The sequence below is a fragment of the Bombella saccharophila genome, from assembly GCF_026385475.1.
Classification (GTDB): Bacteria; Pseudomonadota; Alphaproteobacteria; order Acetobacterales; family Acetobacteraceae; genus Bombella; species Bombella saccharophila.
Genome location: NZ_JANIDW010000001.1, coordinates 786,901 through 812,080 on the forward strand (window position 1 = coordinate 786,901; position 25,180 = coordinate 812,080).

Genomic DNA, 25,180 nt, shown 5'->3' on the forward strand with positions numbered 1-25,180 from the left:
CCCTCCGCCAGATGACTGACAGAGGGCCTCCCCTAAGCAAGACTTACCTGCAAAGCGAATTAAGCACGCTCTGCGATAATCTCATCCTGCACGTTGCGCGGCACAGGTTCATAATGATGGAACTGCATTGTAAAGGATGCACGACCCTTTGTTGCAGACCGCAGATGAGAAATGTAACCGAACATTTCCTTCAGCGGTACCTGAGAGCGAATCAGAACAGTGGAGCCAGAGGTCTCCTGATTCTGGATGATACCACGGCGGCGGTTAAGGTCACCCACAACGTCACCAACATGGTCGTTTGGTGTGGTGATCTCCACATCCATGATAGGCTCCAGAATGACCGGACCAGCCTTCTTCATCCCCTCACGGAAGCACGCCTTAGCGGCGATCTCAAAGGCCAGAGCGGAAGAGTCAACATCATGGTACTTACCGTCTTCCAGCGTGAACTTAAAGCCTACAGTCTCGAAGCCTGCTAGAACACCCGTGCTGGCCTGCATACGGATACCTTTTTCCACCGCAGGAATATATTCCTTCGGCACGGCACCACCGACAATCTTATTCTCAAAGAGAATCTCTTCTGCGCCCTTCTCTGTCAGCGGCTCGAAGGTGATCTTCACCTCAGCGAACTGACCAGACCCACCGGACTGCTTCTTATGCGTGTATGTCTCGGTGTGGGACTGTGTGATGGTCTCACGATAAGCCACCTGCGGAGCACCGATATTGGCATCCACGCCATATTCACGGCGCAAACGGTCCACGATGATGTCCAGATGCAGCTCACCCATACCGGAGAGGATGGTCTGGCCTGTCTCTTGGTCTGTACGCAGATGCAAGGACGGATCCTCAGCTGTCAGCTTTTGGAGAGCCAGCGTCATCTTCTCAACAGCGTCTTTGGTCTTCGGCTCGACAGAAATATCAATCACCGGAACCGGGAACTGCATACGCTCCAAAATAACAGGGTCAGCGGCATCAGCCAAAGTATCACCTGTTACAGTGTCCTTCAGCCCCACGAAGGCAGCAATATCACCAGCCCCAACGGACTTCACTTCCTGACGCTTATCAGCGTGCATTTGGAACATGCGGCCCACACGCTCCTTGGTGCCCTTGGTGGTGTTCAGCACGGTATCACCCGTATTCAACACACCACGATAGACACGCACAAAGGTCAATGTGCCGTATTTATCGGAGATAATCTTAAAGGCCAGACCAGCGAACTTACCTTCTGGGTCAACCGGGATGATCGGCAGGAAGCTCTCATCAACTTCCTTATCTTCCGGCGGAGCAATACGGATGCCCTCAACCTCATCAGGAGCAGGAAGATAATCAATCACGGCATCAAGAAGAGGCTGCACACCCTTATTCTTAAAGGCAGTACCGCACAGGACAGGGCGGAACTCACCAGCGATTGTACCTTTTTTGATACAACGCTTCAGTGTGGCAACATCCACCTCACCTTTATCAAAATATTCTTCCATCGCAGCGGTATCGACACTCAAAGCTGTGTCGAGAAGGTTCTGCCGTGCTTCCTCAGCACGTTCCTTCATATCGGCTGGGATCTCTTCGTAATGGAACTTCGCCCCGAGCTCGCCGCCTTCCCATACGATGGCGCGCATCTCCACGAGGTCCACAACACCGACCATGTTCTCCTCAGAGCCAATCGGCAGCTGAAGGGGAATCGCCACGATATCCAGCTTTTCCTTCAATGTGCTGAAAGCGTAGTCGAAGTCAGCCCCGGTGCGGTCCAGCTTATTGATGAAGATGATACGCGGCACGTTATAGCGGTCCGCCAAACGCCAGTTGGTCTCAGATTGCGGCTGCACACCAGCCACACCCTCGATCACGAAAATCGCACCATCCAGCACGCGCAGGGAGCGGTTCACCTCGATGTTAAAATCGATATGGCCAGGCGTGTCGATGATGTTAATGCGGTGGTCGTTCCACTCACACGTCACAGCAGCGGAGGTAATGGTAATACCGCGCTCACGCTCCTGCTCCATATAGTCAGTTGTGGTGTTCCCGTCATGCACTTCACCGATACGATGAGACATACCAGTGTAGTAGAGCATACGCTCTGTTGTGGTCGTCTTACCAGCATCAATATGTGCGGTAATACCGATGTTACGAATCTTTGAGAGAGCGGACTTCGCGCCCTGGACGCTATCGTCGGTCACGGGAAACCTCCAAAATCAAGGAAAGGTGCCTCGGCTTAATACCGGGGCACCCTCATAAGCCCTGTATGAATATCATAAATCGTCCCCCAGCAGAGCCACCCCAGAGGAACCATCAAACCCTTATCAGGCTGCGGACTGTGCCGTCTTACGCTCCTGAACGCGCAGGATACGCCGCTTAATCACCAGAGCCTCTGGCGTTAGCTTACGATTTGGCGTGCCCAGCAGGAAGGAATCCAACCCGCCATTATGCTCAACCGTACGGATGCCCTTAGCGGAGAGGCGCATACGCACAGGAGCCCCAAGAATATCGGAAAGAAGTGTGGCTTCCTGCAGATTCGGCAGGAAACGACGGCGGGACTTGTTATTGGCGTGGCTGACGTTATTGCCCGTCAGTACCCCTTTGCCCGTGACATGGCAACGGCGAGACATAGAACTTCCTCGATACTGTGATACGCCAAGCAACGAGGCTCGGCGTGTTCCGTAAATAAGGCGGGCTTATGACTTACTAACGACGATACGTCAAGTCTTTCCTGCCTTTCTACCGACAGAAGCAGCCCGCTATCCCTCTACAACCGAATGAGCCTTAGTGAAACCCCCTCTTACCTGTAATCTCCACATTCCTGCATAAATACCCGCTTTTCTCAGCAATTCTTCATGCGTTCCCTCCTCCACCACACGCCCAGCCTCCATAACGAGAATATGGTCAGCCGTTTGAATCGTGGAGAGGCGATGGGCAATGACAAGTGTTGCCCGCCCTTGAGAGAGCTTCAATAATTCTTGCTGAATAGCATGCTCGGTGCGCGTATCTAACGCACTGGTGGCCTCATCCAACACAAGCAGGGGCGGATTGCGCAAAATCACACGAGCAATCGCAATGCGTTGCCGCTCCCCGCCGGAGAGGCGTATCCCACGTTCACCCACTATACTCTCTAGCCCATCAGGCAACTGCGCTAATAGGGGACCAAGCTGAGCGGCTTCTGCCACGCGTTGAATCTCATCCCTACTAGCCCCAATCCGCCCATAAGCAATGTTCTCAGCAATCGTGGCGTTAAAAAGGGATGTCTCTTGTGCAACCACACCGATGTGACCACGCACAACATCCACTGCAAGCTCTGGCAAAGGCACGCCATTCATGAATACAGTACCAGAAAGCGGGTCATAAAGGCGGCTCACCAATTTCGCTAACGTAGATTTACCAGAGCCACTTCGCCCCACAATCGCTACCCTCTGCCCCGCATGAAGCTTAAAACTCACATCCTTGAGACGCAGCTTATCAGCCTCATAGCCAAAGCAGACATGCCGCATTTCTATCCCCACACTACCTGATGGCCCTTTGGGCAATGGCGTAGGATGTGCAGGCGAGCGTATCTCTGGCTCTAAAGCAAGAAGCTCAAGATAGGATTCAATATCTACACGCGCATTACGCCAGCCAGCCCCAACATAATTTAAGGCCCCCACCGCGCTATAGACACTCCGCAAATAAGTGCCCATCAATACAAACTGCGCTACACCAAGACGATGCGCTAAAATATCCCTCACTGCCAGCCCCAATAAAGCCGCACTAGCAAAGGCGATTACGCAATTACGGATAGCTTGGGAGCCCCCAACAAGCCATTGCAAATGGCTCTCGGCACGATTTAACCCCCGCCATACGGCTTTTTGCCGCTCACATTCATAGGCTATATTCCCAAAAGCACGCACGATATCGGCATTGAGCAGACTATCCACTATATGCCGATGCACCATATTATTCGCCGCATTACGCGCCCGCCGCGCCCGCATACGCCAGCGTGTAAAGAGATACGATATTGCGCTATATAAAAGGAGCGTGCCGCACAGTAGAACGAGGTACTCCCCACTAAACACACGCAACACGACAAAGAAGGTTAGCCCCAATCCCAGCATATTCGGCAATAGATTGGAAAGGGCCATATCCACAATCATGCTTGCCGCGTCCGCCCCGCGGTCAATAATCCGCGTTAAGGCCCCTGTTTGCCGGCTTTGGTGAAAGCGTGCGCTAAGGTGATGGATATGCTCCACCCCCAACACGCTAATACGTTCTTTTAAGGTCGTCCTTACCGGCATCATCAACACGCTACGCGCTGGCCCTGCTACGGCCCCTAAGACACGCAGCACCGTATATTGTGCAAGCAAGGCTATCATGGCTGCCGCTACGACATCACGCCCTGAAAGCTGACCAACCATACGGCTAAAAAGCCATGGCGTGGCCACTGTTGTGCCACTTTCCACCACTAATAGAAGGCAGGACACACCAAAGCGCATCACCCAGCCATACAGCCTTGCTGGTCGCACCTTTTGCCATAAAACACGCAGGGATAAACGCTGTGTCGTGCTGGATGCCATGAGCCCCTATCCCTTTTAGCGCTGGAATGAGCTGAATAAGAATGACAATTTTTTTACACAGATAGCCCTTTTCTGCCAGTGGTTCCCTGTTATGGCTGTTACAAGCACGCCTTCCTAAGCAGGCTATCTTTTACGCATCCGAGCCTCTATTGAGGCCTTGAGAGGGACTTATGCTATCCCCTGCCGCCGCACCATTCCTCCGCCATATAAAACGCTGCCACAATGTCACACTCCCCGCAGGGCGAATCCCACTTTTATATCAAGGCATGACAATAGGATTAGTGGACCCTAACGCCCTAGACTGGCTCACCAGTGGTCCATGTGCATCCTTGCTCCATGTGACCTCTAACGCCATTACCCTCCCCGCGGGGGAGCATCTGCGTGACATCAGCACCGCCCTCATCGCGCAAGAGCGTGTCGTACCGTTTAATGAATGGTTTGATGTACGCACACCAGAAGGCACCATCATCGGGCAAATTGACCGCGCTCTTATTCCTGTTTTTGGTGTGGAGGCCTCTGGCGTCCATATGAACGGCCTCGTACGTAAAACAGACGGTTTATATCTCTGGGTTGCCCATCGTAGCCCCCATAAACGCCTAGACCCCAGCAAGTTAGACCATCTTGTTGCTGGCGGTATGAGCAGTGGCCTTACACCTCTTGAGACCCTTGTGAAAGAAGCGGAAGAAGAAGCGGCTATCCCTGCTGACATTGCCCAACAAGCACATCATGCCAGCACACTCCATTATGCTATGACGCGCCCAGAGGGCCTCCGGCGTGATAAGCTTTATTGCTATGACCTCACTTTACCTGAAACATTCATCCCTCATGCAAATGATGGTGAGGTCGAATCCTTTCATCTCACCCCTATTCAGGAGGTTTTTCAACGCGTGCGGGAAAGTGATGACTTTAAATTTAACGTCAATCTCGTTCTCTTAGACCTTTTCCTCCGCCTTGAGATGTTCGATAAGCAGGATAGTCTATTATTGACACGCGCTCTACACGGGCAGACTAAGCCCGCTTAGTTTCTCATTCCTTCATAGCCATAGAGCGTTGTAGTATTTTTTGGGACAACATGACCGAAACACCTCCTCCCCCCACACAAAAACCCTTCCCTAAAGAAGCACGCCAGTTGCGTCTGCCTGCGCCCTCCAAAACATTACAGCGGCGCGCACGCAGTTTTCTTGCGCTCTTCTTCATCATCGCTGCTCTTTGGACGCTAAGAAATATGCTGCCAGCCCTACTATGGGGCTGTATCTTTGCAATTGCGTTATGGCCTCTTTATAAACGGGCTACCAAACGCTTCGGGACCTCTATTTGGCTTCCCCTCTCATTCACCGCTATTCTGGCCTTGGTCTTTTTGGTACCGGTCTCCTTCATCAGCCTAAAAATCGCCGATGAGGTCAGCGGGGCTTTGTTATGGGTCGATCAGATTCGCCATCAAGGCATCCCTACCCCAAATTGGGTGGACCGCCTTCCTATTGCCTCCGCGCAAGTGAAAGCCTTCTGGGCGCAACATCTCAATAACCCCGATACGTTAAACGAGCTTGTCCACTCCCTCAGAATGGGGCGCGGGGTTGCATTTGGTAAACAATTTGGCTCTGAGATTCTCCATCGCGGTATCTTATTTGTCTTTTCTTTGCTTACCCTTTTCTTCCTTCTCAAAGATAGTGAGAGCATCATCCGCAAATGCCTCATCGGCTCACAGCGGCTTTTCGGCGCACAAGGGGAAACATTAGCGCGGCAGATTATCTCCTCCATTCATGGCACTGTCTCCGGCCTTGTCCTTGTTGGGCTTGGTGAAGGGGCCATCATTGGGGTGTGTTACATCATCGCCGGGGCCCCACAGCCACTCATCTTCGGCCTCGCCACAGCCATTGCTGCCATGGTGCCACTACTGGGGTGGATTGCCGTAACGGGTGTATGCTTCCTCATCGCCTTTAAAGGTAGCATGCTCGCCGCTGTCATTGTGTGGCTTATTGGGGCGATTGTTCTCTTTATTGCCGACCACTTCATCCGCCCTATCTTAATCGGCGGTAGTACAAAAGTACCCTTCCTATGGGTTCTGCTTGGCATCCTTGGGGGGGCGGAAACATGGCATCTTATGGGCCTGTTCCTTGGCCCGGCCATTATGGCAGGCCTGCACATGCTCTGGAGCCTCTGGACCAGTAATAAAGGCCCGGGACTGCGTGTTGTGCGTTATCATAGGAGGAGATGAACCGCAGGAGATGGTCGGGCAGGCGGGATTCGAACCCACGACCCCCAGTCCCCCAGACTGATGCGCTACCAGACTGCGCTACTGCCCGTCGTCCTGCGATGAGGAAGCTCTAGCAGCCTCACTCCATTCCTGCAATGGGGTGAGACGCTTTTTTAAGTTTTTTCACCCTCTAATGAGCTGCTTTAGCTGCCCCAACTCGGTAAGAACATCACGCAAGAATTGATTAAGTCCTTCTTGCTGCTTCCCTTGTTCTGCCTGTTTAGTTTCACGCTCCTTCAAAGAACGTTTCAACCGCACATTCTCATCTTCCAAAGACTGCATCAGCAACACAGACTGCTCCAACTTTTGGACCAACATGTGCTTTTCCGACTCTAACTTGCTCTGCTGCTCCGCACCGGCACGTAATTGTACTTCATGCTCGCCCTGTAGACGTTGTACCGCTTCGCGCAGTTTATTATTATCCTCTTGCAGCTGGGAAAGCTTTTTCTGCAAAGCCTCGCCTTGCTCACGCTCACTTTGAGCCAAAGCCAACTTCTCACGCATCGCAGCTAAAGCCGTTTCCTGCTCACGTGCTTTCAGCTCGGCCTGATGGTGATGATCTTTTAAATCCATCGTAAGCCGCTCTACCGTCCCTTGTAAGGTGAGGTTACTCTCTTCTAACTCCTGCAAATATGCCGAGCTTTTTTCCTCACCAGTTGTTACAGAGGCTTCTTCCAACGCGTTTTTTAACGCCGCATTCTCATCTTCAAGGCTCTTAAGAGAGAGCGCAATAGGCCCAAACTCCTCTACCTGAACCTCCAATGCCTTATTGTCGCGCTCCAGAACGGCCAATCTCTCAGTAAGGGCTGCTACATCCGTCTCCGCCGCAGAAGGCGAAGCAACTTGTTGCTGGGGCTCGCTATCATCATGCATCTGAGCATGAGACGTAGCTTTAGAATCCTCCCCGCCAATAATTCCTTCTCGCTGCAACCGAGCAACAATTTCGTGGCTTTTCGCACCCTCTTGGTACAAGAGGCGGGCAATGTGCCGTACGATGTTAACAGCCTGCCCATCGTAATAACTTTGCCCATCATCACGTTGTTCAGTCTTAAAAACAGGGTAAAGACTTTCCCACGAACGTAGACGGTACAAAGGCAAACCTAACTCTTCTGCAACACTAAGAGCTGGTCGTAATGTCTCATGAGATAAATGATGTTCGTTTGTTGATGTCATGACTGGGCATTCCGCGTCCGTGATTTACCATTGACACTCTCCCGCAATAACCGAGACGGGCGAAAGAAAGGCACGCGCCGCGCCGAGATAACAGCTTCCTCCCCCGTTAAGGGGTTACGCCCCAACCGGGTCGCTTTATCTCGCACATCAAACGTACCAAACCCACTAACTTTTAAAGGCTCACCCCGCTCAAGCGTTTGGACAAAAAGCTCGAACATTTCTTCCAAAAACAAGGTAGCCTGCTGGCGAGAAAAACCCTGCTCTTCCTGAAGAAGGTCTATTAAGTCGGCGCGTGCAATAGTCTCCATAATAAGCAGACCGTATCACGAGCCATCCATTTAGCACACTGCAAAAAACACAACGCCGCTAAACAATTACATACGAATAAGGGCTGAACCCCACGTCAAACCGCCGCCTAATGCTTCCATCAATACCAAATCACCCGGTCGAATACGGCCATCACGCACGGCCTCATCCAACGCAAGCGGGATAGATGCTGCAGACGTATTCGCATGACGATCTACCGTTACAACAACACGCTCTGAGGGGAGAGAAAGTTTTTTGGCCATACCTTCAATGATTCGGAGATTCGCCTGATGCGGGACCATCCATTGAATGTCTGTCCCCCTCAGCCCATTCGTCTCTAAGGCCTCATCCACCGCAGCGGCAAGATTGACCACAGCATGGCGAAAAACCTCGCGCCCCTGCATCTTCAAGGCGACTTTGCCAGAAATACACCCAACCGCGCCATTAACGTAAAGCAGGTCCCCCAGCCGACCATCCGCATGGAGGTGAGTGGATAAAATACCCTCCCCCTCACCAGCACCGGCCTCAAGCAACACAGCCCCAGCACCATCGCCAAATAACACGCATGTGGACCGGTCTTGCCAATCCAACAGGCGGGAAAAGACCTCAACCCCTATGATTAAAACGCGCTTAACCTGACCCGCGCGAATCATGGAATCACCTACTGACAGCGCATAAACAAAACCAGAACATGCCGCGCTGACATCAAAACCAAAACCACGCTCCATCCCCAAAGCCGCCTGCACACGCACCGCAACGGATGGGAAAACCTGATCAGGTGTGGATGTCGCTACGATAATCGCATCGATATCATGAGCGGACCTACCAGCGTGGTCCAACGCGTTCTGCGCGGCCTTATGCGCTAAAGACACTGCTGTCTCATCACCAGAAACAAGATAACGTTGGCGGATACCTGTCCGCGTCCGAATCCATTCATCTGATGTATCAATCTGCGCAGCAAGCTCATCATTACTCACAGCGCGCTGAGGCAATGCCGCTCCCACGCCGATCAAACGACTACCTAACGCACCAGTGCGAGGCAAAAGATGCTGCGCCATAAGACGTGTTACTCCTGCTCTTTGCCCTCTAAGGGCTGGCCAAGCATACCAAGCTGCTCTAACCGATGGCGGATCTTATCATTAAGATTATTATCCACCGCATCAATCGCCACGTCCACAGCTGAAGCAAAACCCTCAGCATCAGCACCGCCATGAGATTTTACAACAATCCCATTTAACCCCACAAATACCGCACCATTGTAACGGCTGGGATCAATCCATTCCCGCATACGACGCAAACCGGGACGGACCAACATATACCCTATCTTTGTCAGCCAATTTGTTTGGAAAACATGCCGCAACAGGCCTAAAGCCAGCTTTAAAGCCCCTTCCCCTGTTTTTAAGGCAACATTACCCGTAAACCCGTCAGTCACAACAACATCAGTCACGCCAGCGGTAATATCATGCCCCTCGACAAAGCCATAAAAACTCTCGGCTAAAACACTATCCCGCAACCTCTCGGCTGCCTGCCTCAACCGCTCGTCGCCCTTTAAATCTTCTGAGCCGACATTAAGCAAACCGATGCTCGGAGCCTTAAGGGACAGGGTTGCTTGGGCAAAAGCCTCCCCCATAATTGCGAATTCGACCAAATTACGCGCATCACAAACAATATTCGCGCCTAGGTCCAACATCACAACATCACCACGCGCGGAAGGCTGAACAGCCGCCATCGCAGGGCGGGAAATACCCGGTAAGGCCTTAACAATAATCTTAGCTAAAGCCAGCATAGCCCCGCTATTGCCAGCCGAAACAACGCCTCGGGCCTCCCCAGCAGCAACGGCCTCCATAGCCACCCGCATAGAGGACCCCCGCACACGCAGTGCAGCAGTGGGCTTCATCTCCATGGGGATGCTCTCCGGTGCATGACGAACCGTACAAGCAGCACTTAACCGGGGATAATCCTTAAGAGCCTGCCCCAGAATCGCTTCATCCCCAATAAGGAGAATCCGAATCTCAGGATGACGAACAATGGCCGTCTCCAACCCTGCTAGGACGATCTTGGGAGCGTGATCTCCCCCCATAGCATCAACCGCTAGGGTAAAAGGAACCGGAGTTTGCGCCACCTGTTTATCAGCCTCACCCTCAGCCCGGACGACAGACGCCTCTGTCATGAGTGCAGCCCCCAGAAAATTCTTCTATCTCTCCTGCTCGCGTAACCGCAAAACAGACAAAGCCCTGAGCTAAACCCAGGGCTATTTCCCTTCCGGGATATTAGGCGCGGACTGCCTTTAGCGCACGCCCTTCCGCATTGACAACCTCGCGCCCGTCATAATGACCGCAATGGCTGCATACGTGGTGCGGACGTTTCATCTCTCCGCAATTTGCACATTCCGCATGAGCTTCAATACGAAGCGCATGGTGGCTACGGCGCATACCGCGACGGGACGGTGTCGTTTTTCTTTTAGGGACGGCCATGGGTCTTTGCCTCTCACTGGGTTATATATCCGGCTTCTGCTACCGCCATAGCGCGGCCTCACACCGGGGACATCTCACTAACTCTCACCACTGCCATAAGCTACAGTGCTCAGGCGTGGGGCTCTAGCAGAGAGAAAGCCTCCCTGCAAGCCATCAATGCCTTACGACATATCTACTCTGCACGCTCTCCTATCAGAATCGTCCAGAAAAGGCCACTCTTGGTGTTATTTTTCCTGCAATTTTTTCAAAATAGTAAAAGGCGACTTCTTGCCTTCCTTCGCCCCAACCTCAAGCTCATCATCTGAGGGCGTCACATCTACAAAACTCTCCAACCCAGCACCGTCGCGACGCGGATAGGGTGTAAGACATAACGCTAATTGCTCCGCTGCAGCTTCACCCAAGTCAATCATCCGTCCATCATAAGGGACATCGTCAGCATCCTCTTGCAGCAGACTTTCAAGATCAATCTCATCATCATCGGGCATATCGGATTCTGGGATAAAACGAAGCTGAAACGCCTCATTAATCGCCTCCTCCACCGCCTCCCCTGTGATAATGCAGGCTTGTTCGGCTTTTGCTTGGAGGCGTCCATCTGCGAGGACAATACCATCCTGTCCCCGTTGCAAATAAAACACGCAAACAAGCTGACTGAGTGACAACAACCCAAAACGCTCTCTCAGAGCTTCACGCTCCTCCTTGTTAGCTTCTACCTTCTCCTCCAAAGGGCGACCCAATTTTGCTAAAGGAACACGGCGGGAAAACTCCGGTGTTATCTGTTTTGGTGACACTATCTCGTGATGATCAGCTAATTTTTTGGATGACATCATGGCCTCTATAAACAAAATACATCGCCCTCATTATGCCACCATCCAAAAGAGAATGTAGGAAAAAGATTGACATATGCCGCTCTCTAAGGCACCGGAAAGAGCGCATATGACTTGGCCGCATACCATCAGGACAGTTCGCCCTTCATGATTACCCTTACGACATCCTTGTCCCGTCTGCTTCGTTCCTTTACGGTGCGCCCCTGTAGCGTAGCTGGTTTAGCGGCTATCGGGGCTCTTATGCTAAGCGGTTGTGAAGCTATAAGCCCACCTCCCATCCCGCGTGGTGCTTTGGTCGAAAAGATGGATTACGACCAGCTTGTTCTTAACTCCAGCACACAAAATGATGCGCTAAGCCTACTGGGCTCCCCAACGGCACATGCGACATTCAACGACAACACATGGATTTATATTTCCATGACGAAGGACCTCGTCCCGCTGGCGCATCCTGTCATTGATAAGCAGCAAGTTTTGGTCCTCAATTTCGATAATTCTGGCGTCCTGCGGAAGATGAATGTGCTGAACAAGCGTGACGCGATCCGCGTTCACATGGCTAGCGGGGCTACACCAACACCAGGGACGCACATCTCTGTTATTCAAGAACTATTGGGCAATGTGGGGCGTTACAACCCTATGAGCAGCATGGGCAGTACCTTCGGTGGCATGGGCAATGGCATGGGGCCGATGAGTGGCCAAGGAACAGGCAATGGAGGCGTGGGCAACTCCATGCCGTAACCCACCTCTCCTAACCATGATGACCATTATACAGGGCGCACTTGGGGGCGCCCTTTTTACTGAGGGGGGCTTAAACTCTCAACCGCGCGCAATACGCGGCGAAAACCATCAACGGCTGTGCCATCTACTTGTTTATAAGCCTGTGTAACAACAGACCGAATGGCCCCAAATAGCTCTTGCTCCAAATTCTTACCTTTGGGGGTCAGGAAAACAGGGCGCCGTCTTTTATCGTTATGATCCTCCCGTTGCTCTACCAAGGCTTTGCTCTTCAACTCCCCTAAAGCACGGCCTAATGATTGTTTGGTGATACCCAATTTTGTGCATAACTCACTCGGCAATAAACCCTCATGGCAACTAATCATAAATAAGATTCTATGATGAGCAGGCCCCAAACCATATTGAGCCAACCCTTCCTCGCACGCTAATGCGAGGCAACGCCACATAATGAGCAATCCCTCAAAAGATTGCCTAATGGAATTCTCTCGCAAATAGAGATGCGCATCCATCATCGCTCGCCTCTCATCCTCCATCAGCTCTTCCACTCCCCGCCTCTCTAACCAATGCGTTTATAGTATCTCCATAACTCACAAATAAAATCTCTCTCTTCTTTTTCCTTACCTAGAAACTATTGTCTCATCTTTTGGAGTATGATAGGCCCTTACCCACTGTAATCGGATCCCATCCTTCCAGTGCATCAAGCTAACAATAGCACGCGGAAGGATCAGAACCCCCAAAGGAGATGACGACACCGTGCAGGTTCTCGTTCGTGATAATAATGTAGATCAGGCTCTGAAAGCCCTTAAGAAGAAAATGCAGCGCGAAGGCGTTTTTCGTGAGATGAAGCTGCGCCGTCATTTTGAGAAGCCGTCTGAGCGGCGCGCTCGCGAGGTTGCCGAGGCCGTACGTCGTGCCCGCAAAATGGAGCGCAAGCGTCTGGAGCGCGAGGGTTTTTAATCCCGCACAGGTCGTACCATTACGAATGAGAGAGCCATCCTACGGGGTGGCTTTTTTCATATCACATAGCCAGTTTAACGAATCTGCCATCCTGACGGTACCTGTCGTATCTCCAAGCGATAGGCTCTTACGGGCATCCGGTTTTTATACCGTTCCACACGCCACATATCTGTTTGAGCAAAAGCGTAATGAGCATCTTCGATAAAAAGAGCCTTTTGCACACTAATCTGCGGCATCCCCTGCAAATAAGCCCAACGCGAGTCTAACCCCATTATCTTAATGCCGTCTGGTTTTTGAAACGCCAATATAGACGCCAAAGCATAGTCACGCACAACCACGACCGAGTCCCCCCTCGCCCGCGCTTGTGTTGCCACCTCTATAGCCAGCCTCTGCCAACCTGCACTCAAACGTGCAATAGGGTCCCAATGGGCCGGTAAGGGCAATAGCCCCGTCAACGCCTGAAGATAGATTATGAAGGAGCCAACAGCTCCCATCATCACCGCCCCTTTTATACGACCACCATATCCAGCCCCCGCTAAAATCAACGGGGGATACAACACCCAAACCCAATTCGCTTGAACACGATCCCCCATCCCATGGAGGAAAAATATCACCATCATCGGCACGCTAAGCCATAAAAGCACACTCGCACGGGAGTGTCGGACCCTCCATAAGCCTATGCAGCATAGTCCCGCTATCCAGGGCGTTATTAAAGCGAGCTGGCCAATAAACAACTCACCTAAAAACTGTCCTGCACGTTCTGGCTGCCACTGCAAAGCTCTCCCCCCCTGCTTTAACAGCCCTGCCCAATGATGATGGGCATTCCACCACAAGGTAGGGAGAATCATGACACCCGCACAGCACCCTCCCAACCAAGGCCCCACCAAACGCCAAAGCCCCCCCCCGCTTAAAAGAACATATCCCACAAGCCCCACACCCCATAAACAGGCTGTATATTTTGAATCCACCGCCAAACCGAGGCTCACCCCACATAACGCCCACCAACGCCATGCACCCCTCGACCGTAACGCGTGCGCCAAAGCCCATAACGCCATGCTTAAAAACATGAATAATGGTACGTCTGGCGTCATGGGGATAAGCCCGATGCTCGCCATGAGCATTCCATTTAAAAGCCATACAGCACGGCTTCCCACCGCTGTTTGGGAGGGGAAAAACTGCCGAGCTGCAAAAAAGATGAAGAGATTGGCTAGGCCAAAACTCAACAGCCCCGCAAAGCGCACACCAAAAGCCGTGTCTCCCCATAGGGTGGTTCCCAAACGCACCCAAAAAGCAACCATAAAGGGGTGATCCACATACCCCCATTGTAGATGACGCGACCAGAGCCAATAATAGGCTTCATCTGGCACAAGGGGGATATGAGCCGCCCCCACAAGACGCAGCAGCACAACCACCCCAACACAAAAGGCCCCGAAAAAGACCCCATTATGCTGGGTAGAACGCCACCACTTACAAAGAATGTGCCAAATAAACATCTACCCCCTCACAGGGGTACACCGGCGCGTTCACAGCTTGTTCTAATAACTTGAAAGGTCTGTACGCGCACTACATGAGACACTTCTATCAAGTCTCGCGTTAAACGATTCTGATGCTCAACATCACGCGCCATGAGACGCACAAGAAAATCCTCTCCTCCACGAATCATATGGCATTCCCGGGCCTCTGGCCATTGGGCGACAAGCGCCTCAAACTCTTCTAACACAATACTTTTCTGGCTATCCAACCCCACAAGCGCGTAAAAACTAATAGTCCACCCTAATGGGGCCGGGGCTAACGTAGCATGATAGCCCTGGATAAGCCCCATCTCCTCCAACCGCCTTACCCGCCTAAGACAAGGCGGGGCAGAAATCCCAACACGGCGGGCAAGCTCTACATTGGTGACCCTCCCATCCTGCTGTAACTCAGCTAAAATGTGACGATCAATCTCATCAAGGTCTGCAATGCTCATAGGCGGTCCAAAAAACTACAGAAGAAGGCTATAGCACCTCATATAACCTGATCTTTTTAATGTGGAAACTCTTTACTCCTTTATGGGAAATAATATTTCACACACTTTCCTCATTATAATCATTTTTATCGACATCTTTCATATACTATATCTGTTACCTAAGAGAGCTAGGCTAATGCCATAATGGCCCTCCCTGTGAAGGCCTGCTGGTCATCTTATCTGAAACATGGAGCTTATAATGGCTGAAACACACCAGACTGATATGCTGATTGTTGGTGCTGGCCCCGCAGGATACACGGCGGCCATCTATGCAGCACGTGCCGGGATGAATCCCCTCCTCGTCACCGGTATGCAGCCTGGTGGACAGCTTACCATCACTGATGAAATTGAAAATTTCCCCGGCTTTGCAAAACCCGTCCAAGGCCCTTGGCTTATGGAGCAAATGCGCGAACAAGCTGAGCATGTCGGCACAAAGTTACTCTATGACCTCATTACAGAAGCCTCCCTAAAGCAAGGCCCCGATGCAGAAGGATATTTCCACCTCACCGGGGATTCTGGTGACCAGTTTCGTGCTCGTACAGTTGTCATCGCAACAGGGGCACAAGCAAAATGGCTAGGTTTAGACTCCGAAAAAACATACCAAGGGGCCGGCGTCTCCGCCTGTGCTACCTGTGATGGATTCTTCTATCGTGGCAAAGAGGTTGCTGTCATCGGTGGTGGTAATACGGCTGTAGAGGAGGCTCTTTACCTGACCCATCATGCCTCTACCGTTCATCTCATTCATCGTCGGGATACATTACGAGCAGAGCGCATCTTGCAAAAACGCCTGCACGCTAACCCGAAGATCAAACTCCATTGGAACCGCGAAGTAAAAGAAATTTGCGGCAGTGGCAGCCCTGCTGTCGTCACGAGCCTCCGCTTAGCTGATACAAACCAGCCTAATGTAACAGAGACCTTAGCTGTTGATGGCGTGTTTGTCGCGATCGGTCACAGCCCCAGCATAGGCCCCTTCCGCCATGAAGTCGCGTGTGATGAAGAAGGGTACATCATCACCACACCAGGCACAGCGCGCACCTCCATCCCAGGTATTTTCGCAGCCGGTGATATTCAAGACAAAACCTACCGCCAAGCCGTCACAGCTGCTGGTACAGGGTGCATGGCCGCGTTAGAGGCAGAGCGCTACCTTGCCGAACGGGGCATGAGTGATCCAAAACCGTGATAAAAAACAGCCTGTTGCCCTTTTTATAAAACGATACGCAAAAGAAACGCATCTGAATGCTATTCTACCCTTGACCATTCGTTTCTTTTCAGGAAGTTTTTACTAAAGAAAACACTGTGAGGTCAGGGCGTAGGGTAGTATGAGCAAATCAGGCCATGATTATTGCGAAGGGGCGTACGGGAATCAAAAAATGGATTGGGATAAACTCCGCATCTTTCACACCGTTGCTGAGGCAGGGTCCTTCACTCATGCAGGGGACCGCCTAAACCTGAGCCAATCTGCCGTTTCCCGGCAGATTTCTGCGTTGGAGGAAGTGCTCGGCGTCCCTCTCTTCCACCGTCATGCGCGTGGCTTGATCCTTACCGAACAAGGTGAAGTGCTACATCGCACAGCGCGAGAGGTTTTCTCCAAACTGGCCTTAACCCAAGCTTTTTTAAGCGAAAACCGCGAAAAAGCCGCCGGCAAAATTAAAGTTACAACGACCTCTGGCTTTGGCCTTTCTTGGCTAACCCCACGTCTGCACCGTTTTATGGAGCGGCACCCTCATGTTGAGGTTACCCTTCTGTTAGAGGACTCTGATCTAGACCTCAGCATGCGCGAAGCTGATGTCGCCATAAGGTTACACCCCCCTACACAACCGGACCTCATTCAACGCCATTTAGCAAGCTTCCATATGCCCATCTATGCTAGCAAGGAATATTTGGAGCAACATGGCACACCGACTACCCTTAAAGACCTTGCCTCCCATAACCTGATCGGTTTTGCGGGATGGCACCTCCCTTTACCGCATGTCAATTGGCTCATAGAGCGTCTTGTGCAAGATAAAATTATCCTACAACCGCGCATTCCTCTCGCTGTTAATAATATTGCCGCTGTTGGTATGGCCATCGCCCAAGGCAACGGGATTGGTACGCTACCCTTCTACACTGCCTCGGCCCATCCAAATTTGGTCCGTATTCTCCCCGATGTCGATGGCCCCTTAGCAGAGGCCTTCTTCGTCTATCCTGAAGAATTAAAGAGCTCTAAGCGAATCTCTGTCTTTCGGGATTTCCTTTTAGAAGAACTCAATACCGCCCGCACGGGAAAGGACGTTCCCTCCCATAGTGCCGAAGCCTTTATTGCTTCGGCCGATTAACCCGCTCGCGTAGCTCCTTCCCTGCACGGAAGAAAGGGACACGTTTAGCCTCGACATCAACAGACTGGCCCGTCCGAGGGTTGCGTCCCTGATGGGCCGTGTGTTGGCGTGTTCCAAAACTACCTATCCCGCGCAACTCTGCCCTATTCCCGGCGGCTAACCCTGCCGCAATATGGCTAAAAACCCCATCGACGGCTTTACCAACTTTGTCTTTGGTCATGCCATCCAGACGCGAAGTCAATAAAGCGACAAACTCCGAGCGCGTCATCCCAGCCCTCCGCCATTACCATTTCTGTAACTAAGAGTGGCAAGAGGCGGCTGGCAGCGTCAAGATAAAAACAGACCACATAGAAAAGGCCGGGAACATGCCCGGCCCTCTCCTAGATCATAGCTACGTCTCAATAATTAGCCGGCATTATTCTGGCCGCGTTTATTATCCGCGGACACGCCAATATTGCGCCCTAAACCAATCGTCCTTGCCAGCTCAGAACGGCGCGCTGCGTAAGCTGGCGCAACCATCGGATAATCTGACGGCAAGCCCCATTTCTCCCTGTATTGATCCGGCGTCATATCGTAAGTACTTTTAAGATGCCGCTTTAACATCTTTAACTTCTTCCCATCTTCTAAACAAATGATGTAATCAGGGAATACAGACTTACGAACAGGAACTGCTGGTTGCTGTTTAGGTGATACACCTATTTCTTTTACGCTCCCTCCTCTCCCCGCCAAGGCGTCGTACACTTGGCGTATCAGTCCCGGCAAACTATCAGCAGGCACATCAGAGCCCGCCAACTTAGCAACGACAATATCGGCGGTTAACTCCAAAAGCTGTTTACGGTCAGCATTGGAGGAACCCTGGCTTTCTCTAGCCGGTATATTTTCCGTCATTGAATAACCTTCTTCGCTATAAATCTTCGTGAGAGGATTCACATAACTTTTACTATTTTTCCTCTAAACAAAAAAGAGGAAATATTCCCTCTGTCAAAAAAATTTCTCTTTTTCACCCAAATCATCACGATATCTTTTCAATTATAAGTGTTGCCCCTCGCCTAAATAGGCAAAGCAAAGTAGATTCCTATACAGAGATTGCTTTGGACCGTAACATGTTTGCTCGTTTTCTATCCAACCTGAATTTTAAGGTTTCATCTTTTCTTCCATGGTTATTCGCCCCCTCTCTTAATGCTTTTTTCTTTGCCCTCCGCACGACTGTAGCAGCCTGCCTAGCATTAGGGATCGCTCTTTGGTTAGAGTTGGATAGTCCCATCTGGGCACCTATGACGGTTTGGTCTGTAGCACAACTTACCCGTGGAGAAAGTCTCTCTAAAGCACGCTGGCGCATCATCGGTACATTAATCGGCGGGACAGCAGCCTTAATTTTTGTTGGTATTTACCCGCAGGCCCCTTGGGTATTTTTCCCGCTCATCGCGTTATGGATTGGCTTATGCAGTGGGCTTGCTACCTTTGTAAGCAACTTCCGCTCATATGCGCTTGTTCTCTCTGGTTATACCTGTGCCATTATTTGTATGGATGTCGTACCAGAAACCAACAACATCTTCATGTTTGCTGTCTCGCGCGCAAGTTACATCATCCTTGGTGTTTTATGTGAGGCATTTATCGGCCTGCTTTTTGCTTTTAATCAGGACCATCTTGCCCATATCAGCGTTCGCCAAAAGCTGGAATCCGCTCTCTCTTTAGTGGGTGACACGCTTTATCACATTATCCGGCAAGATAGCGGCGCTCTCACCGAGGCACGCAAATTATTTGGCACTATCCTATCTATCAATGACCAAATCGAATTTTCCGAGCTCGAAATGGGGGCTCATGGTCATGAAGGCGACCACGCCCGTGCCGCATTAGCAGCCGTCTCCGCCCTCTTATCGCGCAGCTTCGGCATGGCAACCCGTTTGGAATTATTATCCTCTAATCATAAAGACTTTGACACAGTCATTATGGCCTTTACGCAGTTCTTACAGCATTTTTCCAAACGCTTACCTCAAGAGGAGGAAATCGCAGAACTCCTTGCAGAACTCCAGCATCTCAGAGACCTCTGCCGCCGTTATGCAACGCCTCACCGTCGCACAACACTCCCAAGTGCCAATCCCTCCATAACGGGAGAAAACAGCTTTATCACCAACTCCGATCTTGATGAGCGCATTCTCTTTTCCTCTCTAGGGGATCTCATTGGTGATCTTGAAGAGGCCATTACCGAATATCATGCCAGTACTCATACAATTCGTGGTGATCATTTCCAATTCCAACGTCATACACACCATGATGGACGGCTTGCCTTTAATAATGGCTTTAGAGCAGCATTGGCCGTCTTAGTTACCTCCTTTATTTACGAAGTAACAGCATGGCCAAATGGCAATACACTTATAAGTATTACCGCCTTAATTTGTGGCCTTTTTGCTACGAAGGAAGACCCTGTATTAGGGACTGTCAAATTCCTAAAAGGCTTGGCTGTAGCCTGGTGTGTAGCGTGGCTGCTCTGCTTTGCCTTTATCCCGATGGTCACAACTTATGAGCCCCTTATCATTATCCTCTCTATCGCGATGATGCTCGGCGGACTCGCCCGTGCCAACCCCAAAACAGCCCCTGCGGCTGCGGCTTATAATCTCCTCATGCCCTTAATGTTGGGGATCCAAAACCATCATATTATTGATGAATCAAAGTTCTATAATACGACCTTGGCAATTATGCTCTCGGGCGTTACAGCGGTTTTGATCTTTCGCAGCATTCTTCCCTTTAATCGCAAGGCCGAAGCCTTCCGCCTACGCCGTGCCACATTGCGCGAGCTCCGTAATCTTGCCAGCTTAAACAGCACGCCTCAAATCAGCACATGGATCGGCCATAACACGGACCGTTTCTCACGCTTGCTTCGCCACGCTACGGCCATCACTCCACTTGTAGAAGCTGGCATACAGGGGACATTAGCTACCCTTACCTTAGGGCTAAATATCATTCGCCTTCGCGGTTTGCTCAATCGTGAATATTTACCCGAAAGCGCGCGCCGGCCTATTACGCTTGTTCTCTATTACATCGAACATTCATCCCGCCGGCATGACCGCGCCGCCCGTCTGACCCGTGCGGCCATTCGCCGCCTCCGCGAGCTTGATACACAAGACCATGAGGCCATCATTCGGCTAGAAATCACCCGCGCCTTGACCCATCTTGTCGTCATTGAATACACATTGCGTACTAATGAGAACTTTCTTGATGCGAGCGAGCCTTTCCGCGGGGAAGGTCCCATTATCACACCTCCCCCTCAACCGCCAACATTGCAAGAATTAGAAAGCACCTAACGATTATGAAAATCCATTATCTCGTCACAAGCTTAGAGACAGGCGGGGCTGAGTTTGCCATTCCTGACATCGTTCATGCCCTTAAAACCTATGGGCATCATGTTGATGTCACCGCATGTGAACCCCGCGATATGGGAGCCGCCCCGTATCTTGATCGCGCAGGCATCCCATATCGACTACTTGGGACAAAAAGGCGGCCTTTCCTCCTCACGCTCTTGCGTATTTTACGCTTACTCCGCAAAGACCGCCCTGATATTATTTGGACCTCCCTAAGCCGCGCTACGTTACTCGGCCAACTTGCGGGGAAAATCCTCTCCATCCCCGTTGTGAGTTGGAAGAATAGTGCAAGCATCCGTTTTACCACGACAGCAGGGCGGCCCATCACACGGTTATGGGTGGCGGATTCCCCTTATGTTGCACAATTTTTACAGGATGTTATGAAGATTCCTCCAGCAAAAATAACATGCTGGCCACTTTATATTGCTGCGCCTAACAGCCATCCAGCCCCGCAATGGGATGGCACAACACCGCTGCATATTGGCACTACAGGCCGCTTACATGAGGTTAAAAATTATCCCCTCTTGATTGAAGGCCTTGCCCTCTTCCGTCGGCGTTACCCACAATGGGCCGACCATATCCGCCTCTCCTTTGCCGGAGATGGCCCCCAACATGCCGAGTTGGAAAGCCTCATCAAAACATATGGGCTTCAACACCATGTGTTTCTTTTAGGCTTTCAAACAAATGTCACGTCTTTCCTCAAGACACTCCATCTTTATACGCAACCCTCACGCTATGAGGGCATGTGCCTTGCCGCGCATGAAGCCATGAATATGAGCCTCCCTGTCATTGCCACACCAGTGGGGGAAATGCGTCATAGCGTCCAACCCGGTAAAACGGGGTTTATCCTCCAGCCTGACCATATCCCAGAAACATTCTGTGAGACCTTAGCAGAGATATTCCAACACCCTGAAGAACTGCACCGCTATGGCATAGCCGCTAAAAGCTATATTGATGCACATTATAGCCGAGACGCCTTCATGCGGCGATGTGGAACGATTGTTGAAAGACTGGCGCAGATGACTGGCATAAAGACATTGGAGAATACTCCATCATGACAAAACTCTGCCGCTATGGCCTCCTCGGCTCTGAAAAACCCGGATTAATTGATAGCTCTGGCACAATACGAGACCTCTCCGGCTTTTGGGATGATGTAACACCAGAGCACCTCTCTCCCCACTCCCTTGCCCAACTAGCGAAGATTGATACAGCGACCTTGCCACTTGTGGAGGGCTCTCCACGGTTCGGCGTACCTGTTAGTCATGTTTCTAAATGTGTTTGCATTGGCCTAAACTATGCTGACCACGCCGAAGAAGCCGGTCTTCCCATCCCGCAAGAGCCAATCGTCTTTCTAAAAGCTCCTTCTGCCCTTTGTGGTGCTTATGATGATAAGCCCATTCCCCCCCATGCCGCACAGATGGATTGGGAGGTGGAGCTAGGCATCATCATCGGCAGCACGGCACGCTATGTGACAGAAGCGGACGCTTTGAACTATGTGGCAGGATACTGCATCATCAATGACGTGTCAGAACGCAGCTTCCAAATGCAATCCTCACAATGGGACAAAGGCAAAGGCTGCGATAATTTCGGACCTGTTGGTCCCTATCTCGTCACGGCTGATGAACTTGCCGAGCCACAGCAACTCCATCTCTGGCTAGATGTGAATGGCACACGCCGGCAAGATGGCTCGACAGCGACTATGATTTTCTCCGTCAGGCAGATTATCGCCTATCTCAGCCGGTACATGACCCTCCTCCCCGGCGACATCATCGCCACTGGCACCCCACCCGGCGTGGGGATGGGGCACAAGCCACCCCTTTGGCTGCAAGAAGGTGATGAAATACGACTTGGTATTGAAGGGCTGGGCGAGCAAAAACAAACACTAATACGGTGGCGGCAATGAAAACACCGCCACCATCCTCGTGAATATGGAGCATCAATTTCACAATACCGGGAGGAACAAGAATCATATTATATTGCTGATCCTCGGCACGTGAAGCTGAAACAATTTATGATCTTATTTTTCAACACAATATTATCTGTTTTATATCACAGCTTCTTTAACTTCTTCTGTGCATCTATATTACCCATAGATGCTGCTTTACGAAGCCAATTTGCCGCTACATGCACATCCCGCCTTGTTGAATGTTCTTCTAGATATATAAGCCCCAAAGTATAAGCCGCAACATCATCACCTTGTGCAGCGGCACTTTCCAAATAGGCTATCGCCGTATCGAGGTCTTGCCACCCCCAATAGATTGTCCCCAGTTTAGTTTGGGCAGGGGCGTAACCTGCCTCGGCGGCTTTTTTATACCACGCTAAAGCGGTATCTTCATCGCGCTTCACGCCCTGCTTATTCTCATAAGCCAAACCTATATCATAGGCTGCCGCTGCACTACCTTGCTTCTCTGCTTTTTGGAACAGCGCAAACGCCTTTGCATAATCACGCAGGACACCATGGCCATCCCTATAAAGCTCTCCAAGCTTTGCTAACGCCAAGTCATCATCTTGAGCTGCGGCCTTTTGATACCATTTTAAAGCTTCGTTATAATCTTGGGGAACGCCCTGCCCGTACTCGTATAATAACCCAATATTATATTGGGCCACTGAATCATCTTGCTCTGCGGCCTTCCGATACCATTCTAAGGCCTTGCCATAATCTTGAGGAACACCCCGCCCCAACCGGTATAACGTCCCAAGCCCCTCTTGGGCTGTAACATCATCTTCAACAGCCGCCTTCTGGTACCACATGGCAGCTTTTGCGTAATCTTGAGGCACACCTATGCCTTGATCGTAAAACTCACCCATCTTCGATTGAGACGGCACATCACCTTGATCTGCCGCCTTTTTATACCATTCAGCCGCTCTTACTTCATCCTGTGCAACACTTATCCCAAAAAGATAAGCGTTCCCCATGACACTCTGAGCACTTGCATTGCCATGCTCTGCCTTATTGAAAATAACAAACATGCCCGGGTCTCGCGGGTCTATATTAGGATTCTGCTTAGACTTCGCACATCCAGCATGGCTTAAAGAGACCATAACCGTGGCTGATAATACAGTTAGAATGATGCGCATCTTCATCCTGCAGCTCCCTAAACTCTGCTGTACAAGCAGCAACCTGCCCGAGACTAGCACCTTCTATAATGATTCATATGTGAAAAATATGAAATCTTGGCGGAGAGAGAGGGATTCGAACCCTCGGAACGCTTGCACGCTCAACGGTTTTCGAGACCGCCCCAATCGACCACTCTGGCACCTCTCCGGGGCTTGGGAATTCACTAGGTAAAGACCTACGCCACTCCCTGTAATAATGTGCGTTATGGCGATTTTTCTCTTATATGACAAGAGGGGACATAAAGAGCAAACACACCGCCCCTTTCTAGCCGTTTTTTATTGACGAACACGCAGAGAAAGAGTAAGCAAACCCCCTGTTCCCGTAGTTCTGCGCGTCATGCCATGGGCTGGGTGAACCAATGAAAAAAAGCGAGCGGGCCTGCCAGACCTACAAAGCTAGGGAGGCTAAGGGCCAGAGGCTTCGGTAACATAAAGAGAGTTTTGCATGTTTGCAGTCATCCGCACGGGCGGGAAACAATATCGCGTTGCTAAAGACGCTATCTTGAAGGTCGAAAAGCTAGAGGCTGAGGCTGGTAGCACAGTGACCTTCTCCGATGTTCTTATGGTTGGTGGTGAAGGCAGCACCAAGGTTGGGGCTCCGCTGGTCGAGGGTGCTAGTGTTACCGCTGAGGTTGTTGCCCAAGATCGCTTGCCAACGGTCATCATCTTCAAAAAACGCCGCCGTCAGAATAGCCGCCGTAAGAATGGCCATCGCCAGCCGGTAACTGTTCTGCGTATTACCGCAATCAACGCCGCGTAACTTCGCCCGTTCTTTAAGGAGACACAGTCATGGCACAAAAAAAAGCAGGTGGTTCCAGCCGTAACGGGCGCGATAGCGCAGGCCGCCGCCTCGGTGTGAAAAAATTTGGTGGCCAGAGCGTCATCGCTGGGAACATCATCGTCCGTCAGCGTGGCACAAAGGTGCATCCGGGTGAGAATGTTGGTATGGGCCGTGACCATACACTTTTCTCCCTCGTTGATGGCCGCGTGCGCTTCCAGCGTCGTGCTGGTGGTAAGGTCCATGTGTCCGTTGCCCTAGCAGAAGCTGCTGAGTAACACTCTCTGTTGCCCTTATAGGCGCAGAGCATGAGGAAGGGTCGGCTCCATCATGGTGCCGGCCTTTTTTCTT

At 51.2% G+C, this 25,180-nt stretch carries 26 protein-coding genes and 2 tRNA genes; 11 read left to right on the top strand and 17 right to left on the bottom strand.

Features of this window, described 5'->3' with window-relative positions:
• Positions 1–59 precede the first annotated feature (59 nt).
• From fusA to NQF64_RS03520, 3 genes are all read right to left on the bottom strand, one after another.
• Positions 60–2,171, bottom strand: coding sequence for an elongation factor G (fusA, locus tag NQF64_RS03510; protein WP_099027156.1), 2,112 nt, complete (start codon positions 2,169–2,171; stop codon positions 60–62).
• A gap of 123 nt (positions 2,172–2,294) precedes the next feature.
• Positions 2,295–2,600 (bottom strand): 50S ribosomal protein L28, encoded by a 306-nt coding sequence (gene rpmB, locus NQF64_RS03515; protein WP_099027157.1) that lies wholly within the window; start codon positions 2,598–2,600, stop codon positions 2,295–2,297.
• Between the two features lie 129 nt (positions 2,601–2,729).
• The gene (locus tag NQF64_RS03520) at positions 2,730–4,535 is read right to left on the bottom strand and encodes an ATP-binding cassette domain-containing protein (RefSeq protein ID WP_266106470.1); all 1,806 of its coding nucleotides are present in this window, start codon (positions 4,533–4,535) and stop codon (positions 2,730–2,732) included.
• A gap of 170 nt (positions 4,536–4,705) precedes the next feature.
• Here NQF64_RS03520 and NQF64_RS03525 point away from each other — a divergent pair, with 170 nt between their 5' ends.
• Positions 4,706–5,557, top strand: a complete 852-nt coding sequence (locus tag NQF64_RS03525) for an NUDIX hydrolase (RefSeq protein ID WP_230880604.1) — start codon at positions 4,706–4,708, stop codon at positions 5,555–5,557.
• 50 nt (positions 5,558–5,607) lie between these two features.
• The gene (locus NQF64_RS03530; RefSeq protein ID WP_099027159.1) at positions 5,608–6,750 is read left to right on the top strand and encodes an AI-2E family transporter; all 1,143 of its coding nucleotides are present in this window, start codon (positions 5,608–5,610) and stop codon (positions 6,748–6,750) included.
• A gap of 11 nt (positions 6,751–6,761) precedes the next feature.
• Here the strand turns inward: NQF64_RS03530 and NQF64_RS03535 are convergent.
• The 7 genes from NQF64_RS03535 to NQF64_RS03565 form a co-directional block, all read right to left on the bottom strand.
• Positions 6,762–6,838, bottom strand: a tRNA-Pro gene (locus NQF64_RS03535).
• 74 nt (positions 6,839–6,912) lie between these two features.
• A complete protein-coding gene (locus NQF64_RS03540) occupies positions 6,913–7,962 on the bottom strand; it encodes a MerR family transcriptional regulator (RefSeq protein ID WP_266106471.1) in 1,050 nt (349 codons plus the stop codon).
• A complete protein-coding gene (locus NQF64_RS03545; protein WP_099027161.1) occupies positions 7,959–8,270 on the bottom strand; it encodes an integration host factor subunit alpha in 312 nt (103 codons plus the stop codon). The genes NQF64_RS03540 and NQF64_RS03545 overlap by 4 nt, the downstream gene beginning before the upstream one ends.
• A gap of 66 nt (positions 8,271–8,336) precedes the next feature.
• Complete coding sequence (locus NQF64_RS03550) at positions 8,337–9,326, bottom strand: beta-ketoacyl-ACP synthase III (protein ID WP_099027162.1); 990 nt, start codon at positions 9,324–9,326, stop codon at positions 8,337–8,339.
• 8 nt (positions 9,327–9,334) lie between these two features.
• The gene (gene plsX / locus NQF64_RS03555) at positions 9,335–10,438 is read right to left on the bottom strand and encodes a phosphate acyltransferase PlsX (RefSeq protein WP_099027163.1); all 1,104 of its coding nucleotides are present in this window, start codon (positions 10,436–10,438) and stop codon (positions 9,335–9,337) included.
• A gap of 100 nt (positions 10,439–10,538) precedes the next feature.
• On the bottom strand, positions 10,539–10,742 hold the full coding sequence (gene rpmF / locus NQF64_RS03560; protein ID WP_099027164.1) for a 50S ribosomal protein L32: 204 nt from the start codon (positions 10,740–10,742) through the stop codon (positions 10,539–10,541).
• 224 nt (positions 10,743–10,966) lie between these two features.
• Entirely contained in the window at positions 10,967–11,569 is a 603-nt protein-coding gene (locus NQF64_RS03565; protein ID WP_266106472.1) for a DUF177 domain-containing protein, read from the bottom strand.
• 144 nt (positions 11,570–11,713) lie between these two features.
• Here NQF64_RS03565 and NQF64_RS03570 point away from each other — a divergent pair, with 144 nt between their 5' ends.
• Positions 11,714–12,301, top strand: coding sequence for an outer membrane protein assembly factor BamE (locus NQF64_RS03570; RefSeq protein ID WP_099027166.1), 588 nt, complete (start codon positions 11,714–11,716; stop codon positions 12,299–12,301).
• A 56-nt stretch (positions 12,302–12,357) separates the two neighbouring features.
• On the opposite strand, the gene NQF64_RS03575 is transcribed toward NQF64_RS03570, so the two are convergent.
• Entirely contained in the window at positions 12,358–12,810 is a 453-nt protein-coding gene (locus tag NQF64_RS03575) for a MarR family winged helix-turn-helix transcriptional regulator (protein ID WP_266106473.1), read from the bottom strand.
• 241 nt (positions 12,811–13,051) lie between these two features.
• Between NQF64_RS03575 and rpsU the strand changes: the two genes are divergently transcribed.
• Positions 13,052–13,255: a 30S ribosomal protein S21 gene (gene rpsU, locus NQF64_RS03580; RefSeq protein ID WP_026294133.1), complete on the top strand. Its 204-nt coding sequence runs from the start codon at positions 13,052–13,054 to the stop codon at positions 13,253–13,255.
• 74 nt (positions 13,256–13,329) lie between these two features.
• Here the strand turns inward: rpsU and NQF64_RS03585 are convergent, their stop codons facing one another.
• On the bottom strand, positions 13,330–14,748 hold the full coding sequence (locus NQF64_RS03585) for a glycosyltransferase family 39 protein (RefSeq protein WP_266106474.1): 1,419 nt from the start codon (positions 14,746–14,748) through the stop codon (positions 13,330–13,332).
• A gap of 8 nt (positions 14,749–14,756) precedes the next feature.
• Positions 14,757–15,221 (bottom strand): Lrp/AsnC family transcriptional regulator, encoded by a 465-nt coding sequence (locus NQF64_RS03590; protein WP_099027168.1) that lies wholly within the window; start codon positions 15,219–15,221, stop codon positions 14,757–14,759.
• 238 nt (positions 15,222–15,459) lie between these two features.
• On the opposite strand from NQF64_RS03590, the gene trxB reads away from it, so the two are divergent.
• Positions 15,460–16,440, top strand: a complete 981-nt coding sequence (trxB, locus tag NQF64_RS03595; protein WP_099027169.1) for a thioredoxin-disulfide reductase — start codon at positions 15,460–15,462, stop codon at positions 16,438–16,440.
• Between the two features lie 190 nt (positions 16,441–16,630).
• On the top strand, positions 16,631–17,575 hold the full coding sequence (locus NQF64_RS03600; RefSeq protein WP_099027267.1) for a LysR family transcriptional regulator: 945 nt from the start codon (positions 16,631–16,633) through the stop codon (positions 17,573–17,575).
• On the opposite strand, the gene NQF64_RS03605 is transcribed toward NQF64_RS03600, so the two are convergent.
• Together NQF64_RS03605 and NQF64_RS03610 are read right to left on the bottom strand one after the other, a co-directional pair.
• A complete protein-coding gene (locus NQF64_RS03605) occupies positions 17,556–17,843 on the bottom strand; it encodes an HU family DNA-binding protein (protein ID WP_099027170.1) in 288 nt (95 codons plus the stop codon). The two genes, NQF64_RS03600 and NQF64_RS03605, sit on opposite strands and share 20 nt — an antisense overlap.
• A 137-nt stretch (positions 17,844–17,980) precedes the next feature.
• Positions 17,981–18,463, bottom strand: coding sequence for a MucR family transcriptional regulator (locus NQF64_RS03610; RefSeq protein WP_099027171.1), 483 nt, complete (start codon positions 18,461–18,463; stop codon positions 17,981–17,983).
• Positions 18,464–18,678: 215 nt separating this feature from the next.
• Here NQF64_RS03610 and NQF64_RS03615 point away from each other — a divergent pair, with 215 nt between their 5' ends.
• The 3 genes from NQF64_RS03615 to NQF64_RS03625 are packed head-to-tail and all read left to right on the top strand — an operon-like array spanning position 18,679 to position 22,837.
• Positions 18,679–20,877: an FUSC family protein gene (locus tag NQF64_RS03615; RefSeq protein WP_266106475.1), complete on the top strand. Its 2,199-nt coding sequence runs from the start codon at positions 18,679–18,681 to the stop codon at positions 20,875–20,877.
• 5 nt (positions 20,878–20,882) lie between these two features.
• Positions 20,883–21,992 (top strand): glycosyltransferase, encoded by a 1,110-nt coding sequence (locus NQF64_RS03620; RefSeq protein WP_266106476.1) that lies wholly within the window; start codon positions 20,883–20,885, stop codon positions 21,990–21,992.
• Entirely contained in the window at positions 21,989–22,837 is an 849-nt protein-coding gene (locus NQF64_RS03625; RefSeq protein WP_266106477.1) for a fumarylacetoacetate hydrolase family protein, read from the top strand. The genes NQF64_RS03620 and NQF64_RS03625 overlap by 4 nt, the downstream gene beginning before the upstream one ends.
• 146 nt (positions 22,838–22,983) lie before the next feature.
• Here the strand turns inward: NQF64_RS03625 and NQF64_RS03630 are convergent, their stop codons facing one another.
• Together NQF64_RS03630 and NQF64_RS03635 are read right to left on the bottom strand one after the other, a co-directional pair.
• The gene (locus tag NQF64_RS03630) at positions 22,984–24,018 is read right to left on the bottom strand and encodes a tetratricopeptide repeat protein (protein ID WP_266106478.1); all 1,035 of its coding nucleotides are present in this window, start codon (positions 24,016–24,018) and stop codon (positions 22,984–22,986) included.
• 91 nt (positions 24,019–24,109) lie between these two features.
• Positions 24,110–24,199: transfer RNA gene (locus tag NQF64_RS03635), tRNA-Ser, on the bottom strand.
• Positions 24,200–24,496: 297 nt separating this feature from the next.
• On the opposite strand from NQF64_RS03635, the gene rplU reads away from it, so the two are divergent.
• Both rplU and rpmA read left to right on the top strand, forming a co-directional pair.
• Positions 24,497–24,811, top strand: a complete 315-nt coding sequence (rplU, locus tag NQF64_RS03640; protein WP_099027176.1) for a 50S ribosomal protein L21 — start codon at positions 24,497–24,499, stop codon at positions 24,809–24,811.
• A gap of 29 nt (positions 24,812–24,840) precedes the next feature.
• Entirely contained in the window at positions 24,841–25,107 is a 267-nt protein-coding gene (gene rpmA, locus NQF64_RS03645) for a 50S ribosomal protein L27 (RefSeq protein ID WP_099027177.1), read from the top strand.
• The last annotated feature ends 73 nt before the right edge of the window (positions 25,108–25,180 follow it).

Coding starts and splice junctions, on each gene's coding strand:
- plsX (WP_099027163.1), bottom strand. CDS start 10,438: ATGACAGAGGCGTCTGTCGTCCGGGCTGAGGGTGAGGCTGATAAACAG.
- NQF64_RS03545 (WP_099027161.1), bottom strand. CDS start 8,270: ATGGAGACTATTGCACGCGCCGACTTAATAGACCTTCTTCAGGAAGAG.
- NQF64_RS03520 (WP_266106470.1), bottom strand. CDS start 4,535: ATGGCATCCAGCACGACACAGCGTTTATCCCTGCGTGTTTTATGGCAA.
- NQF64_RS03615 (WP_266106475.1), top strand. CDS start 18,679: ATGTTTGCTCGTTTTCTATCCAACCTGAATTTTAAGGTTTCATCTTTT.
- NQF64_RS03540 (WP_266106471.1), bottom strand. CDS start 7,962: ATGACATCAACAAACGAACATCATTTATCTCATGAGACATTACGACCA.
- NQF64_RS03630 (WP_266106478.1), bottom strand. CDS start 24,018: ATGAAGATGCGCATCATTCTAACTGTATTATCAGCCACGGTTATGGTC.
- NQF64_RS03565 (WP_266106472.1), bottom strand. CDS start 11,569: ATGATGTCATCCAAAAAATTAGCTGATCATCACGAGATAGTGTCACCA.
- NQF64_RS03575 (WP_266106473.1), bottom strand. CDS start 12,810: ATGATGGATGCGCATCTCTATTTGCGAGAGAATTCCATTAGGCAATCT.
- NQF64_RS03620 (WP_266106476.1), top strand. CDS start 20,883: ATGAAAATCCATTATCTCGTCACAAGCTTAGAGACAGGCGGGGCTGAG.
- NQF64_RS03600 (WP_099027267.1), top strand. CDS start 16,631: ATGGATTGGGATAAACTCCGCATCTTTCACACCGTTGCTGAGGCAGGG.
- NQF64_RS03585 (WP_266106474.1), bottom strand. CDS start 14,748: ATGTTTATTTGGCACATTCTTTGTAAGTGGTGGCGTTCTACCCAGCAT.
- NQF64_RS03590 (WP_099027168.1), bottom strand. CDS start 15,221: ATGAGCATTGCAGACCTTGATGAGATTGATCGTCACATTTTAGCTGAG.
- NQF64_RS03525 (WP_230880604.1), top strand. CDS start 4,706: ATGCTATCCCCTGCCGCCGCACCATTCCTCCGCCATATAAAACGCTGC.
- NQF64_RS03570 (WP_099027166.1), top strand. CDS start 11,714: ATGATTACCCTTACGACATCCTTGTCCCGTCTGCTTCGTTCCTTTACG.
- NQF64_RS03625 (WP_266106477.1), top strand. CDS start 21,989: ATGACAAAACTCTGCCGCTATGGCCTCCTCGGCTCTGAAAAACCCGGA.
- NQF64_RS03550 (WP_099027162.1), bottom strand. CDS start 9,326: ATGGCGCAGCATCTTTTGCCTCGCACTGGTGCGTTAGGTAGTCGTTTG.
- NQF64_RS03530 (WP_099027159.1), top strand. CDS start 5,608: ATGACCGAAACACCTCCTCCCCCCACACAAAAACCCTTCCCTAAAGAA.
- rplU (WP_099027176.1), top strand. CDS start 24,497: ATGTTTGCAGTCATCCGCACGGGCGGGAAACAATATCGCGTTGCTAAA.
- rpmA (WP_099027177.1), top strand. CDS start 24,841: ATGGCACAAAAAAAAGCAGGTGGTTCCAGCCGTAACGGGCGCGATAGC.
- rpmB (WP_099027157.1), bottom strand. CDS start 2,600: ATGTCTCGCCGTTGCCATGTCACGGGCAAAGGGGTACTGACGGGCAAT.
- NQF64_RS03605 (WP_099027170.1), bottom strand. CDS start 17,843: ATGACGCGCTCGGAGTTTGTCGCTTTATTGACTTCGCGTCTGGATGGC.
- trxB (WP_099027169.1), top strand. CDS start 15,460: ATGGCTGAAACACACCAGACTGATATGCTGATTGTTGGTGCTGGCCCC.
- NQF64_RS03610 (WP_099027171.1), bottom strand. CDS start 18,463: ATGACGGAAAATATACCGGCTAGAGAAAGCCAGGGTTCCTCCAATGCT.
- rpmF (WP_099027164.1), bottom strand. CDS start 10,742: ATGGCCGTCCCTAAAAGAAAAACGACACCGTCCCGTCGCGGTATGCGC.